This window comes from Streptomyces sp. NPDC085866, assembly GCF_044541035.1.
Taxonomy (GTDB): Bacteria; Actinomycetota; Actinomycetes; order Streptomycetales; family Streptomycetaceae; genus Streptomyces.
The window spans coordinates 114,498-128,323 of record NZ_JBITSQ010000014.1 but is presented as its reverse complement, the minus strand read 5'-3'; the positions used below and the strand labels follow the sequence as shown (position 1 = coordinate 128,323).

At 71.0% G+C, this 13,826-nt stretch carries 15 protein-coding genes; 9 read left to right on the top strand and 6 right to left on the bottom strand.

Going from position 1 to position 13,826, the window contains the following annotated elements:
• Nucleotide 1 precedes the first annotated feature (1 nt).
• From ACIF83_RS32475 to ACIF83_RS32435, 9 genes are all read left to right on the top strand, one after another.
• Nucleotides 2-952: a glycosyltransferase family 2 protein gene (locus ACIF83_RS32475; protein WP_393475960.1), complete on the top strand. Its 951-nt coding sequence runs from the start codon at nucleotides 2-4 to the stop codon at nucleotides 950-952.
• Nucleotides 949-1,320 (top strand): GtrA family protein, encoded by a 372-nt coding sequence (locus ACIF83_RS32470; RefSeq protein ID WP_393475957.1) that lies wholly within the window; start codon nucleotides 949-951, stop codon nucleotides 1,318-1,320. The genes ACIF83_RS32475 and ACIF83_RS32470 overlap by 4 nt, the downstream gene beginning before the upstream one ends.
• A 45-nt stretch (nucleotides 1,321-1,365) precedes the next feature.
• Entirely contained in the window at nucleotides 1,366-2,394 is a 1,029-nt protein-coding gene (gene argC, locus ACIF83_RS32465; protein WP_399732272.1) for an N-acetyl-gamma-glutamyl-phosphate reductase, read from the top strand.
• Nucleotides 2,391-3,542 carry a bifunctional glutamate N-acetyltransferase/amino-acid acetyltransferase ArgJ gene (gene argJ / locus ACIF83_RS32460; protein WP_393475951.1) on the top strand — a complete coding sequence of 384 codons (1,152 nt, stop codon included), beginning with the start codon at nucleotides 2,391-2,393 and terminating at the stop codon, nucleotides 3,540-3,542. Before argC ends, argJ begins: the two co-directional genes overlap by 4 nt.
• Nucleotides 3,539-4,453 (top strand): acetylglutamate kinase, encoded by a 915-nt coding sequence (gene argB / locus ACIF83_RS32455; protein ID WP_393475948.1) that lies wholly within the window; start codon nucleotides 3,539-3,541, stop codon nucleotides 4,451-4,453. The genes argJ and argB overlap by 4 nt, the downstream gene beginning before the upstream one ends.
• Complete coding sequence (locus tag ACIF83_RS32450) at nucleotides 4,450-5,667, top strand: acetylornithine transaminase (RefSeq protein ID WP_399732269.1); 1,218 nt, start codon at nucleotides 4,450-4,452, stop codon at nucleotides 5,665-5,667. Before argB ends, ACIF83_RS32450 begins: the two co-directional genes overlap by 4 nt.
• A 7-nt stretch (nucleotides 5,668-5,674) precedes the next feature.
• Entirely contained in the window at nucleotides 5,675-6,220 is a 546-nt protein-coding gene (locus ACIF83_RS32445; RefSeq protein ID WP_393475942.1) for an arginine repressor, read from the top strand.
• Nucleotides 6,221-6,316: 96 nt separating this feature from the next.
• On the top strand, nucleotides 6,317-6,904 hold the full coding sequence (locus tag ACIF83_RS32440; RefSeq protein WP_094216895.1) for an RNA polymerase sigma factor: 588 nt from the start codon (nucleotides 6,317-6,319) through the stop codon (nucleotides 6,902-6,904).
• A complete protein-coding gene (locus ACIF83_RS32435; protein WP_398139537.1) occupies nucleotides 6,894-7,670 on the top strand; it encodes a hypothetical protein in 777 nt (258 codons plus the stop codon). The genes ACIF83_RS32440 and ACIF83_RS32435 overlap by 11 nt, the downstream gene beginning before the upstream one ends.
• Before the next feature lie 23 nt (nucleotides 7,671-7,693).
• On the opposite strand, the gene ACIF83_RS32430 is transcribed toward ACIF83_RS32435, so the two are convergent.
• From ACIF83_RS32430 to ACIF83_RS32405, 6 genes are all read right to left on the bottom strand, one after another.
• Nucleotides 7,694-8,563: a serine/threonine-protein kinase gene (locus ACIF83_RS32430; RefSeq protein WP_399732264.1), complete on the bottom strand. Its 870-nt coding sequence runs from the start codon at nucleotides 8,561-8,563 to the stop codon at nucleotides 7,694-7,696.
• Nucleotides 8,560-10,380, bottom strand: coding sequence for an ABC transporter ATP-binding protein (locus ACIF83_RS32425; protein WP_399732261.1), 1,821 nt, complete (start codon nucleotides 10,378-10,380; stop codon nucleotides 8,560-8,562). Before ACIF83_RS32425 ends, ACIF83_RS32430 begins: the two co-directional genes overlap by 4 nt.
• Nucleotides 10,381-10,454: 74 nt before the next feature.
• On the bottom strand, nucleotides 10,455-10,646 hold the full coding sequence (locus ACIF83_RS32420; RefSeq protein WP_393475930.1) for a hypothetical protein: 192 nt from the start codon (nucleotides 10,644-10,646) through the stop codon (nucleotides 10,455-10,457).
• A gap of 133 nt (nucleotides 10,647-10,779) precedes the next feature.
• Nucleotides 10,780-11,520 (bottom strand): FAD:protein FMN transferase, encoded by a 741-nt coding sequence (locus ACIF83_RS32415; RefSeq protein WP_399732258.1) that lies wholly within the window; start codon nucleotides 11,518-11,520, stop codon nucleotides 10,780-10,782.
• A gap of 55 nt (nucleotides 11,521-11,575) precedes the next feature.
• The gene (locus ACIF83_RS32410) at nucleotides 11,576-12,385 is read right to left on the bottom strand and encodes an FMN-binding protein (RefSeq protein ID WP_399732255.1); all 810 of its coding nucleotides are present in this window, start codon (nucleotides 12,383-12,385) and stop codon (nucleotides 11,576-11,578) included.
• 17 nt (nucleotides 12,386-12,402) lie between these two features.
• Nucleotides 12,403-13,785, bottom strand: coding sequence for a ferric reductase-like transmembrane domain-containing protein (locus ACIF83_RS32405; RefSeq protein WP_398139532.1), 1,383 nt, complete (start codon nucleotides 13,783-13,785; stop codon nucleotides 12,403-12,405).
• Nucleotides 13,786-13,826 lie beyond the last annotated feature (41 nt).

Genomic DNA, 13,826 nt, shown 5'->3' with positions numbered 1-13,826 from the left:
CATGCTGATATCGATCGTCGCGCCCTGCTACAACGAGGAAGACGTCCTCGAACGCTTCCACGAGGAGGTCCAGAAGATCGCGGACGAGCTGCTGCCGCTCGGCCACGACATGGAGTTCGTGTACGTCGACGACGGCAGCCGCGACCGCACGCTCGCCGTGCTGGGGCGCCTCGCCGACTGCGACTCGCGGGTGCGGTACGTCTCCTTCAGCCGCAACTTCGGCAAGGAGGCGGCCCTGCTCGCGGGCCTCAGGCACGCCTCGGGCGACTCGGTCGTCGTCATGGACGCCGACCTCCAGCACCCGCCGGAGCTGATCAAACGGATGGTGGAGCTGAGCGGCCGGGGCTACGACCAGGTCATCGCCAAGCGCAGCCGCACCGGCGACCGCCTCACCCGCACCGTCACCGCCCGCCTGTACTACCGGCTCATCAATCGCATGGTCGACGTCGAACTCGTCGACGGCGTGGGCGACTTCCGCCTGCTGTCGCGCCGTGTGGTGGACGCGGTCCTGAACCTCACCGAGTACAACCGCTTCTCCAAGGGCCTGTTCGCCTGGGTGGGCTTCCCGAGCACCACCTTCGAGTACGAGAACGCGACACGCGAGGCCGGCAGCAGCTCCTGGTCCTTCCGCAGCCTGCTCAACTACGGCCTGGACGGCCTGCTCTCCTTCAACAACCGGCCGCTGCGCGCCGCCCTCTGGCTCGGCATGGCCCTGCTGCTGTGCGCCGGGCTGTACACCGCCTGGATCGTGGGCGCCGCGCTCGTCAACGGGGTTCAGACGCCCGGCTATGTGACCATCATCACCGCCGTCACAGCCCTCGCCGGCGTGCAGATGGTCATGCTGGGAGTCATCGGGGAGTACACCGGCCGCATCTACTACGAGGTGAAGGGGCGCCCGCACTTCCTGGTGAAGGCGACCAATGTGGAACGGACGAAAGACCTCATTCCTTGAAGCGACAGATCGTCACCTTTGCTGCGGTCGGTGTGATCAACACCGCCACTTATTACTGTCTCTACCTGTTGTTCCTCATGTGGCTGCCCTACCTGGCCGCGCATATTCTCGCCTTTCTGCTCAGCATGATCGGATCCTTTTTCCTCAATGCGCGCTTCACCTACCGGACACGGCCCACCTGGCGTAAATTCCTGCTGTTCCCGCTGACCAACGCCACCAATTTCCTGATCACGACCGCCGGGGTGTACGTGATCGTCGACATGCTGCACGCCGGCAGCCGCTTCGCCCCGCTGCTCGCCTCTGCGGCCGCCATCCCTGTCACGTTCGTCGTGTCCCGCTGGGTGATGCTCCCCCGATCGATTGCATAAACGTGCATCGATACGTATAGTCATGCCATCCAGAGGAGGGTGGACATGGCGGTACGTGCGGCGGTGGCCGGAGCGAGCGGATACGCGGGCGGAGAGGTCCTGCGCCTGCTCCTCGCGCACCCCGAGGTCGAGATCGGTGCCTTGACCGGCAACTCCAACGCCGGGCAGCGGCTCGGCGCGCTCCAGCCGCATCTGCTGCCGCTGGCCGACCGTGTGCTGACCGAGACCACGGCCGAGGCGCTCGCCGGGCACGACGTCGTCTTCCTGGCGCTGCCGCACGGGCAGTCCGCCGCCGTCGCCGAGCAGCTCGGCCCGGACGTCCTCGTCGTCGACATGGGCGCCGACTTCCGCCTCGCGGACGCGAGCGACTGGGAGAGGTTCTACGGTTCCCCGCACGCCGGTACCTGGCCCTACGGCCTCCCCGAACTTCCGGGCGCCCGCGCCGCGCTGGAGGGGTCCAAGCGCATCGCGGTGCCCGGTTGCTACCCGACCGCCGTGACCCTCGCCCTGTTCCCGGCCTACGCGGCCGGGCTCGCCGAGCCCGAGGCGGTGATCGTCGCCGCGTCCGGCACCTCCGGCGCGGGCAAGGCGCCGAGGCCCCACCTGCTCGGCAGCGAGGTCATGGGCTCCATGTCGCCGTACGGCGTCGGCGGCGGCCACCGGCACACCCCCGAGATGATCCAGAACCTCAGCGGGGCGGCCGGGGAGCGGATCGCCGTCTCCTTCACCCCGACCCTCGCGCCGATGCCCCGCGGCATCCTCGCCACGTGCAGCGCGTCCGCCCGGGACGGGGTGACCGGTGAGGCCGTGCGCGCCGCCTACGAGAAGGCCTACGCCGACGAGCCGTTCGTCCACCTGGTCCCCGAGGGACAGTGGCCCGCCACGGCGTCCGTCTACGGTTCCAACGCCGTTCAGGTGCAGGTCGCGTACGACGCGGCGGTGGACCGCATCATCGCGATCAGCGCCATCGACAACCTGACCAAGGGCACCGCGGGCGGTGCCGTACAGAGCATGAACATCGCCCTGGGTCTCGACGAGACCACCGGGCTTTCCACGATCGGAGTCGCACCGTGAGTGTCACGGCAGCCAAGGGATTCCAGGCGGCGGGCATCGCCGCCGGGATCAAGGAGAACGGCAACCCCGACCTGGCCCTCGTGGTCAACAACGGGCCGCGCCGTGCCGCCGCGGGCGTCTTCACCTCCAACCGTGTGAAGGCCGCGCCGGTGCTCTGGTCCGAGCAGGTCCTCAGGAGCGGCCAGGTGACGGCCGTGGTCCTCAACTCCGGCGGCGCCAACGCCTGCACGGGCCCCAAGGGTTTCCAGGACACGCACGCGACCGCCGAGAAGGCGGCCGAGGTGCTCGGCCGGGGTGCCATCGAGGTCGCCGTCTGCTCCACCGGCCTCATCGGTGTCCTGCTGCCCATGGACAAGCTGCTCCCGGGCGTCGAGACGGCCGCGGCCCAGCTCTCCGAGCACGGCGGCGAGAAGGCCGCCATCGCCATCAAGACCACCGACACCGTCCACAAGACGTCCGTGGCGACCAGGGACGGCTGGACCGTCGGCGGCATGGCCAAGGGCGCGGGCATGCTCGCGCCGGGCCTGGCCACCATGCTGGTCGTCCTCACCACTGACGCCGACCTCGACGACGAGGTGCTGGACCGGGCGCTTCGCGCCGCCACGAAGGTCACCTTCGACCGCGTCGACTCCGACGGCTGCATGTCCACCAACGACACGGTGCTGCTGCTCGCCTCCGGCTCCTCCGGGATCACCCCGGAGTACGACGAGTTCGCCGAGGCCGTGCGCCAGGTCTGCGACGACCTCGGCCAGCAGCTGATCCGGGACGCCGAGGGCGCCGGCAAGGACATCAGGGTCGAGGTGATCAACGCCGCGTCCGAGGACGACGCCGTCGAGGTGGGCCGCTCCATCGCCCGCAACAACCTCCTCAAGTGCGCGATCCACGGCGAGGACCCCAACTGGGGCCGCGTCCTGTCCGCGATCGGCACGACGAAGGCCGCCTTCGAGCCGGACCAGCTGAACGTCGCCATCAACGGCGTCTGGGTGTGCAAGAACGGCGGTGTCGGCGAGGACCGCGAGCTGGTCGACATGCGCTACCGCGAGGTGCACATCGTCGCCGACCTCGCGGCCGGCTCCGAGACCGCCACCATCTGGACCAACGACCTCACCGCCGACTACGTCCACGAGAACAGCGCCTACTCCTCATGAGCACCGGAACGACGCGTAAGCACACCGCCCTGCCCAAGGCCCGGACCCTCATCGAGGCGCTGCCCTGGCTGACCCGGCACCACGGCAAGGTCGTCGTCATCAAGTTCGGCGGCAACGCCATGGTGAACGAGGACCTGAAGGCCGCCTTCGCCCAGGACGTCGTCTTCCTGCGGCACGCCGGCCTCAAGCCGGTCGTGGTGCACGGCGGCGGCCCCCAGATCAGCGTCGCCCTCGACCGGCACGGCATCGTCAGCGAGTTCAAGGCGGGCCTCCGGGTCACCACCGAGGACGCCATGGACGTCGTACGGATGGTGCTGGCCGGGCAGGTGCAGCGCGAGCTGGTCGGGCTGCTCAACCAGCACGGACCGCTCGCCGTGGGCCTGACGGGCGAGGACGCCCACACCATCACCGCCACCAAGCACCAGCCCGAGATCGACGGCGAACTGGTCGACATCGGGCGGGTCGGCGAGATCACCGCGATCGACACGGGCGCGATCGAGGCCCTGCTGGCCGACGGCCGCATCCCGGTCGTGTCGTCGATCGCCCGATCCCAGGACGACGGACATGTCTACAACGTCAATGCTGATACGGCGGCTGCGGCACTCGCTGCGGCACTGGGGGCCGAGACCCTCATGGTCCTCACCGACGTCGAGGGCCTCTACGAGGACTGGCCGAACTCCGACGAGGTGATCAGCCGCCTCACCGCGTCGGAGCTGGAGAAACTGCTGCCGGAGCTGTCTTCCGGCATGGTGCCGAAGATGGAGGGCTGCCTGCACGCCGTACGCAACGGCGTCACCACCGCCCGCGTCATCGACGGCCGGGTCCAGCACTCGATCCTGCTGGAGATCTTCACCGACGAGGGCATCGGCACGATGGTCGTGCCCGACGAAGCCGAGGGGGAGCAGTCATGACGGACACCACGACCAACGCAGAGCTGACCGCGCGCTGGCAGGGCGCGCTCATGAACAACTACGGCACCCCCCGACTGCCCCTCGTGCGCGGCGAGGGCGCCAAGCTGTGGGACGCCGACGGCAAGCAGTACCTGGACCTCGTCGGCGGCATCGCGGTCAACGCGCTCGGCCACGCCCACCCGGCCGTCGTCGAGGCGGTCGGCCGGCAGATCGGCTCGCTCGGGCACGTCTCCAACCTGTTCATCGCCGAGCCGCCCGTCGCCCTCGCCGAACGCCTCCTGCAGGTCTTCGGCCGGGACGGCAAGGTCTTCTTCTGCAACTCGGGCGCCGAGGCCAACGAGGGCGCCTTCAAGATCGGCCGGCTGACCGGGCGCACCCACATGGTGGCGACCACCGGCGGCTTCCACGGCCGCACCATGGGCGCCCTGGCGCTCACCGGCCAGCCCGGCAAGCAGGCGCCGTTCCTGCCGCTGCCCGGCGACGTCACCCATGTGCCCTACGGCGACGCCCAGGCGCTGGCCGCGGCGGTCACGGAGGAGACGGCGCTCGTCATCATCGAGCCGATCCAGGGCGAGAACGGGGTCGTGGTGCCCCCGTCCGGGTACCTGAAGGCGGCCCGGGCGATCACCGCGGCCACCGGGGCGCTGCTCGTCCTGGACGAGGTGCAGACCGGCATCGGCCGTACCGGCAACTGGTTCGAGTACCAGGCCCACGAGGGTGTCCTGCCCGACGTCGTCACGCTCGCCAAGGGCCTCGGCGGCGGACTGCCGCTCGGCGCCACCGTGGCCTTCGGGCGCGCCGCCGACCTGCTCCAGCCCGGCCAGCACGGCACGACCTTCGGCGGCAACCCGGTCGCGTGCGCCGCAGGGCTCGCCGTCCTCGACACCATCGCGGACGAGGGGCTGCTGGAGAACGTGAAGCGGCAGAGCGGGGCGCTGCGTGAGGGAATCGAGGCTCTCGGCCACCCGTCGATCGATTATGTCCGGGGCGCGGGCCTCCTCCTGGGTATCGTGCTCACCGGGCCGCTCGCAGCGCAGGTGCAGCAGGCGGCCCAGGAGGCCGGGTTCCTGGTGAACGCGCCCGCTCCCGACGTCGTGCGGCTCATGCCGCCGCTGAACCTGAGCGACGACGAGACAGGCGCCTTCCTTCGGGCGCTGCCCGGCATTCTCGACGCAGTGAGCCCGGCGAACGGGGACGGACGATCCGGAGAATGAGACGACGATGAGCCAGGCGCAGGACCACGAACACGCGGCGGGCGCCGGGCCCGCCGTGCCGCAGACCCGCACCGCACGGCACCGCCGGATCGTGGACATCCTCAACCGGCAGCCGGTGCGGTCGCAGAGCCAGCTGGCGAAGCTTCTCGCCGACGACGGGCTGAGCGTGACCCAGGCGACGTTGTCGCGGGACCTCGACGAGCTGAACGCGGTCAAGATCCGCAACAACGACGGCGACCTGATCTACGCGGTGCCGAGCGAGGGCGGCTTCCGCACGCCCCGGGCGCCGCTCGGGGAGTCGGCGAAGGAGGAGCGGATGCGGCGCCTGTCCCAGGAGCTGCTGATCTCCGCCGAGGCCTCCGCCAACCTCGTGGTCCTGCGGACCCCTCCCGGGGCTGCCCAGTTCCTCGCCTCCGCCATCGACCAGGCCGAGCTGCACGACATCCTCGGTACCATCGCGGGCGACGACACGTTGCTGCTGATCAGCCGGGATCCCAGCGGCGGGCAGGCCCTGGCGGACCATCTCCTGCGGCTGGCCCAGAACGGCCACTGACGGGCGCCGCCGGGGGTACGGGCGGAGAATAGGGATGTGATCTTCCGCCGCGAAGGCCGGGCAATCTCCTGGCGGGGGCGGACCGTATATGGAGGTATGCAAGGGATTCGGTTCCCGGTGGGCCGGCTCCCGGACGAGGCTCTGCTGTCCGGGCTCGCCACCGGTGACCCGGAGCTCGCGGCCACCTTTGTACGGAGGTTCCAGCACACGGTCTTCGGCGTCGCCATCGCCGTCACCGGGGACCCGCAGCTCGCCGAGGACATCGCCCAGCAGACGTTCGAGCGCGCGTGGCGTCATGCCCAGATCTACGACCCGCGCCGTGGCTCGGTGGCGACCTGGCTGACGACCATCGCGCACAACCTCGCCGTCGACGCACTCCGGTCGCGGCGGAGCGAGCCGATGGCGCCGGAGGACCTCGACGTGCTCCTCGACGTCGTCAGCGAGACGCCCGAGCAGTGGGCGCTGGCCGACGAGGCCTCGGCCCGGCTGCGGGCCGCCGTGGCGGAACTGCCGCGGGAACAGGGTCGTGCCCTGGTGATGGCGGGCATCTACGGAATGACGGCTCAGCAGATCGCCGACTGGGAGAAGATCCCGCTGGGAACCGCCAAGACGCGGATCAGAACCGCGATGGCAAAGCTGCGGAACACGCTCACGTCTCCGAAGCGAGGCGACCATGGCCAGTGACGTGACCTGCGAGAGGCTCCGGGAGAGCGGCGCCGAGCTGGCACTCGGCGTGCTGTTCGGGCGTCAGCGGGCCGAAGCGGTCGAGCACCTGGAGCGATGCGCGGACTGCCGGGAGCACGTCGAGCATCTGACCCTCGTCGGCGACCGGCTGCTCGGCCTGCTGCCGCCGGCCGAGCCGCCGAACGGGTTCGAGACCCGGATGGTGCGCGGACTGACCCGCGCCGCGACCGCGCCCGAGAGCCGCGCGCACACGCACCCGTGGGCAGCCGAGCACAAAGGCTTTCGCGGCCGCGCCCGGCGGGCCCGGCTGGGGCTGGCCTCCGCCGTGACCGCGCTCGTCATCGCCTGCGGCTTCGCCGGCTGGGGGATCGGTACCGCCGTCGAGGCGATCACGGCCCCGTCGGCCCCCGCCGTCGAGACCGAACCGGTCCTGGTCGGGGACCTGACCTCGTCCCACGGGGCCGGGCCGCCGGCCGGCGAGATCTACGCCCACCCCGGGCCCCCCGGCTGGCTCTTCATGTCCGTCGACCTCAACGGCACGCACGCCTCGTACACCGGCATGGTCACCTGTCTCCTGGAGCATGCGGACGGCACCACCACCCACGCCGGTGACTTTGCCCTGCGCGACGGTCAGGGTCACTGGGGCGGGACATCCCCCATCGATCCCACGACGGTCACGGGCGCCCACCTGAGCGCGCCCGACGGCACCGTCCTGGCCACGGCCGACCTGCACGTCGGGCAGGTCCAGACCCCCGAGGGGGCGTGAACCCGGCCCACCCCGGGACGGCCTCAGGCGCCCGCGGTGTGGCGCCGATGGCCGGGCGCCGTCGCGTCGAGGGCGGCGGCCAGCTCGCCGACGGTGGGCCGGGACGCCGGGTCGGCGCGCAGACAGCCGTCGACGGCGGCGCCGAGAGCGGTCGGCAGCCGCCGCCGGGACGCGATGGGCGGGGCGCTGCGCTCCAGCTGCGGACAGCGGTCCGCCCACTGCCCCTCGCAGGACTCGTCCACGGTCCCGCCGCCGTCGAACGGGGCGTCACCGCAGGCGAATTCGTACAGCGTGATGCCGATGCCCCACACGTCGGCCGCAGCCGTCAGCGACCCGCCGCGGGCCTGCTCCGGAGCCAGGTAGGGCAATGTTCCCAGGCCCGCGGGCGCGCTGCCGGGCGGCCGCGCGACGCTCAGGTCCAGCACCTTCGCGTGGCCGCAGTCCACCACCACGTTGGACGGCTTGAGGTCCAGGTGCAGCAGGCCCTGTCCGTGCAGGTAGTGGACCGCGGAACACAGCTGCACCCCGAGGAGCGCCACGTCGGCGGCGGCCGGCCGCCGCGGCAGCCGGTCGATCAGGTGGGACAGCGTCTCACCGGTCAGTGTCTCCAGGACGACGAGCGGCTCGGGCGACTCGAAGGTCTCGTAGGCGCGCACCAGGTGGGGATGGGTGAACGCGCGCAGCCACCGGCCCTCCCGCAGCAGCCGCGCCCGCAGCTCCTGCTCGCCCAGCCGGTCGGGACGCACCGTCTTGATCACACAACGGCAGGCCCGGTCCTCGCTCCAGGCGTCGTAGATGTCCAGCCAGCCGGTGCGCGTCAGGTGTGCCAGGACCTCGTAGCCCGGGGCCGGTCTCGCGCCCGGTGCGCGGGGAGGCGGGGCGGAGTCGCTCACGACAGGACGCTCCCCTCCGGCGCGTGCAGCCGGTGGAGCCGGGCATACCTGCCGCCGCGCCGCAGCAGGTCGTCGTGGGTGCCGTACTCGACCACCCGGCCGCCGTCCAGCACCACGATGTGCGTGGCGTCACGGACGGTCAGCAGGTTGTGGGAGATGACGACGGTCGTCCGCCCGGCCATGAGCCGGCGCAGCGGGTCCATGATCCGCCGTCCGGACCGGACGTCCAGCCCCGTGGTCGGCTCGTCCAGCAGCAGCACGGGCGCGTCCCTGATCATCGCGCGGGCGATCGCCAGGCGCTGGCGCTGTCCGCCGGAGAGCGTACGGCCGCGCTGGCCGACCAGCGTGTCGTAGCCGTCCGGGAGCGCCTCGATGAACTCGTGGGCGTCCGCGGCGCGCGCCGCCGCCACGATGTCCGCCTCCGTCGCCTCCGGCCGGCCGTAGGCGATGTTCTCCCGTACGGTGCCGTGGAAGACGAGCGTCTCCTGCAGCACCACCGCGACGCTCTCCCGTACGTCGGCCAGGCGCAGCGAGCGCAGATCGGTCCCGTCGAGGCGGACCGCTCCCCGGTCGGGGTCGTAGAAGCGCAACTGCAGTTTCGCGACCGTGGACTTGCCGGCCCCGCTGGCCCCGACCAGCGCCAGCGTCTCACCGGGTGCCACGTGGAAGGACACGTCGGACAGCGCCCAGGACGGGATGCCCGGATAGCGGAACCAGACGCTGTCGAACTCCAGGTCACCGTGGGCCCGGCCGATCCGCCCGGCGCCCGCGGCCTCGGTCACCTGCGGCCGCTGGTCCAGCAACTCGATGATCCGTTCCGCCGAGGCGGACGCCGCGTAGAAGGTGGTGCCGAGGCGGGACAGGCTGCGGACCGGGCCGTAGAGCTTGCCGATCAGTGCCAGAAAGACCAGCAGCCCGCCCAGCGTGAGCTGACCCTGGGCCAGCTTCCAGGTGCCCAGACCCATGACCGCGAGCCCGCCGGCCACCTCGATGACGTCGACGAGGGGTCGGTACACACCACGGATCCGCGCCGAGGTCATCGCTGCCCGGAACCTGCCGATGTTCTCCCGCTCGAACCGCTGCTCCTCCCAGCCCTGCCGGTTGTACGCCTGCACCAGTGCGACGTTGCTCAGCGACTCCTCGGCGATCGCGCTGATCGAGCCGCTACGGCGCCTGCGCTCCCGCGACGCCGCCTTGATCAGCTTGGAGAAGTGCCGGGCCGTGCCCCAGAACAGCGGCACGATGACGAGCGCGAGGAGGGTGAGATCCCACTGCAGGTAGAACAGCAGTCCGAGGAACACGCCCAGGCTGATCACGTAGTAGAGGGCGTCCGCGATGCCGGAGAGCAGGAACGTCTCGACCGCGTCGACATCGCCCGTGACACGCGAGAGCACGTCCCCGAGCCGCCGGCGTTCGAAGAATCCGAGCGACAGCCCTTGGACGTGCCGGAACACATCGGAGCGAAGAGTCAGCAGGAAGCGTTCGCCGACCCAGGTGGACGTCACGTCGTCGGCGTAGGCGAGCACGCCGGAACCGACGATGAGCCCCAGATAGGTCGGCGCGATCCACAGGAGCGGCCGGAGATCACGAGGGACGAGGACGTCGTCCACGACGATCTTGAAGAGCCAGATCTCCCCGGCGTCGACGGCGGGGCCGATCAGGCTGAAGAAGACGATGGGCACGAGCCAGCGCCGGCCACCGCGGGTGTACGGCCAGAACCGCCGGAACACCTCACGCGGGGGTACCGGAGGCGCGGCCGCCACCACGGCGTCGGACGTCTCGCCCACCGACAGCAGCCGCCGCAGGGCATGGACCATGGCGTGCGTTCCTCGGGGATCGGCGAAGCGGACCGGGTCCTGTCGAATCCGGTCCGCTCAGCCTCCGTGTGCGATCAGTAGCCGCCGTGGCCGCCGTGGCCGCCGTGGTCACCGTGGTCGCCGTGGTCGCCGTGGCCGTGACGGTCGCCGTGGTCGCCGTGGTCGCCGTGGTTGTGACGGTCGCCGTGCCCCGAAGAACCGTGGCCCGACGAGTCGCCGCCATGGTCGTGGCGCTTCGCCGGCATGAGACTGCTGAAGATGGCCATATTCGTTCCTCCTGAAACTTGCCCCACAGGGGATACGTCCCAACGCGGAAGTTGGATGGCGTAATAGGGACAACTTGGTAGAAACGTCAAAAATTCCTTGCCCGGGGTCGATGTTCAGCCTCGGGGTCGATGTTCAGCCGAGCCTCGCCGCCAGCCCCCCGGTGCACCGCACCTCGTCACCCGCCGTGATCAGCAGTGCCTCCACGTCCGGCAACGACTCGAGCCACGCCAGCCCCGCCCGCGACCCCATCGCGAACGCCGCCGTGGCCCAGCAGTCCACCCACGTCAGCCGGGGCCCCACCACGGTCACCGCGACCAGGTCCGTCACCGCGGACCTGCCGGTACGCGGATCCACGATGTGGTCGCCCCGCTCCGCCGTGCCGGACGTCGCCACCGACAGCTCGTCCACTCCGGCCGCCGAGATCACCGCCGCCAGCCCACCGGGGCGGAGCGGATCCGACACCCCGACCCGCCACGGCCGCTGCGGCTCGGGCGCGCCCAGCATCTGGACGTCACCGCCCCCGTTCACGCTGACCCCGCACACCCCGTCGACCGCCGCCAGCAGCCGCGCCGCCCGCTCCGCCGACCAGCCCTTCACGATCCCGGTCGGATCCAGCGACCCGCGGTACCGGGTGCTGAACCACCCGTCGCTCACTCGCTCCGCCTCGGCCGCCAGCTCCAGCACCTCGGCCACCTCGGGAGCGCACTGCGCCACGGTCAGCTCACCCCGGGCAAGGCGCGACACCTCGCTGTCCTCGCGGTAGGTGGAGAAGAGCGCGTCGACCCGGTGCAGGCCCGCGACCGCCTCGTCCAAGGCCCGCCGTACCGCACCGGATTCCCCGCCGCGGACGTCGAAGGAGAAGACGGTCCCCATGACCTCCTCCGCATGACGCACCGCGGCGGGAGCTTCAGCCGACTCGGCCACCGCGTCAGCCACCGGCCTGGTCGAGCGCCGACTGCAGCGACTGCTTGTAGCCGGTGCTGGTGTAGGTGGCCCCGGAGACGGAGTCGATGTTCGCGGTCCCGGCCGTCACGGCCTCCTGGTTGAGCTTGGGGACGGCGAGCTGGGTCTTCTGGTCGCTGAGCCCGCCCTTGGGCGCCTGGACGGCGTCCGCCTTGGTGATCTTCCCGTTGCTGACCGTGATCCGGACCTGGACCGTGCCGTACTGGGTCTGGACGGCCTTGCCGGTGACGGTACGGGCCTGCGCCGCGCCCGATCCGGCGGAGGAGCCGGAAGACGAGCCGGCCGATGACCCGGAAGACGAGCCGGACGACGTCCCCGAGGACGCCTTCATCTTGTCCAGCGCCGACTGCAGCGACTTCTTGTACCCCGTGCTCGTGTACGTCGCCCCGGACACCGCGTCGATCTGCGCACTCTGCGCCGTCACGGCCTCCTGGTTGAGCTTGGGGACGGCGAGCTGGGTCTTCTGGTCGCTGAGCCCGCCCTTGGGCGCCTGTACCGCCTCCGCCTTGGTGATCTTGCCGCCCGCGACGGTCAGCCGCACCTGGACGGCCCCGTACTGGGTCTGCGCCGCGTCTCCGGTCACCGTGCCGGTCCCGGCGGCCTGCGCCCCGCCCTGCGGTGACTCCTGCGCCGCCGCCGTCTGCTGGGGTGCAGCGCCCGCCGCCGAAGCGGCCGCCGGATCCGAGGCGGGCTTCAGCGACAGCAGCAGCACGACACCGGACACGGTGGCGGCCGTGGCCAGCACGACGCGCCGAATGGGGTGGCTCTTCCTCATCGCTTCGCAGCTCCCGCTCACATCTCGAACGACTCGTGGTGGATACGTCGCGCGGGGACTCCCGCGCCGCGCAGTGCCTCGTACACAGACTGCGCGAACCCGGGCGGGCCGCACATGAAGACATCGTGGTGATCGATGTCCGGGATCTTCCGCTGGAGGTTCTCCGCCGAGATGTCCGGCCGCTCGCCCTCGGGGCTGTTGACCGCGTACATCAGCCGGGCGCCGCGCTCCTCGGCGATCGCAGCCAGCTCGTCCCACAGGGCCAGGTCCTGGGTGGTGTTTGCCCGGTAGAGCAGGGTGATGTCACCGGCCGCGCCGGGCAGCGTCTCGAACAGCGCCCGCATCGGCGTGATGCCGACCCCGCCCGCGACCAGCAGCACCTTGCCCTTGCTGCGCCGCTGGGCGGTGAGCGCGCCGTACGGACCCTCCGCCCACACCCGGGTGCCGGGCGTCAGTTCGCGCAGTCCGGCGCTGTGGTCGCCGATCGCCTTCACCGTGATCCGCAGCATGTCGGGGCGGGGCGCCGCCGACAGCGAGTACGGGTGCGAGCTGAACCGCATCCCGGGAGCGAGGAACCGCCAGCGGAAGAACTGGCCCGCCTCCGCGCCCATCCGGTGCAGCTTCCGGCCGCCGATCAGCACGGACACGATGCCCGGTGTCTCCTCGATGACCGCTTCCACACGCATGCGGTGCCGGAGGTTCAGCCGGATCGGGGTGAGGATGCGGTACCAGAGCACCAGCGCGGTGACGGTGCCGTAGAGCACGTACCAGAAGGTCTTGGCGGACGGCTCGACCGCGAAGTCGTTGCCGGTGGTGATCTGGTGCCAGAACGTCAGGAACACGGCCGCGTACGTCAGCAGGTGGACGTGGTACCAGGTGTCGTAAGGCAGCCGGCGCCGGACCGGGCCGATCGACGTCAGGCCGATGACCACGAACAGGCCCGTGCCGATGGCGGCCTTGCCCATGTCCGGCAGCTGGTTGATGGAGTCGATGGTCTGCTGGACGATGTCGCCGAGCGACTTGCCGGCCTGGAGCGCGTACCCCCACATGGTGAGGAAGACGTGCGCGACGATCAGGCAGAGCGTGTACCGACCGCTCATCGCGTGCCAGCGGGCCACCCGGTCGGAGCCGACGCGCCGCTCCAGCGCCGGTACGCGCGCCATCTGCAGCACGACCAGCGCCATCAGGTAGCCGGCCAGCAGGCCGGTGATGCGGCCCGCGTTCAGGATCCTGCTGTTGTCGTCGGCGATGGACGGTGTGTTGTGCCACCAGAGCCACAGCACGGCCGCCGCACCGGCCCAGACTGCGAGCAGCAGCGGAACGGCCGGTGAGCGGCGCGGGCGGATACGGCGCATCGTCTGGCGGCGGGCGGCACGTCCGCCTGCGAGCGTGGTGGTCACGGTTCCTCCGTGGGGACTTGACCCTTGGCCCACAGATACGT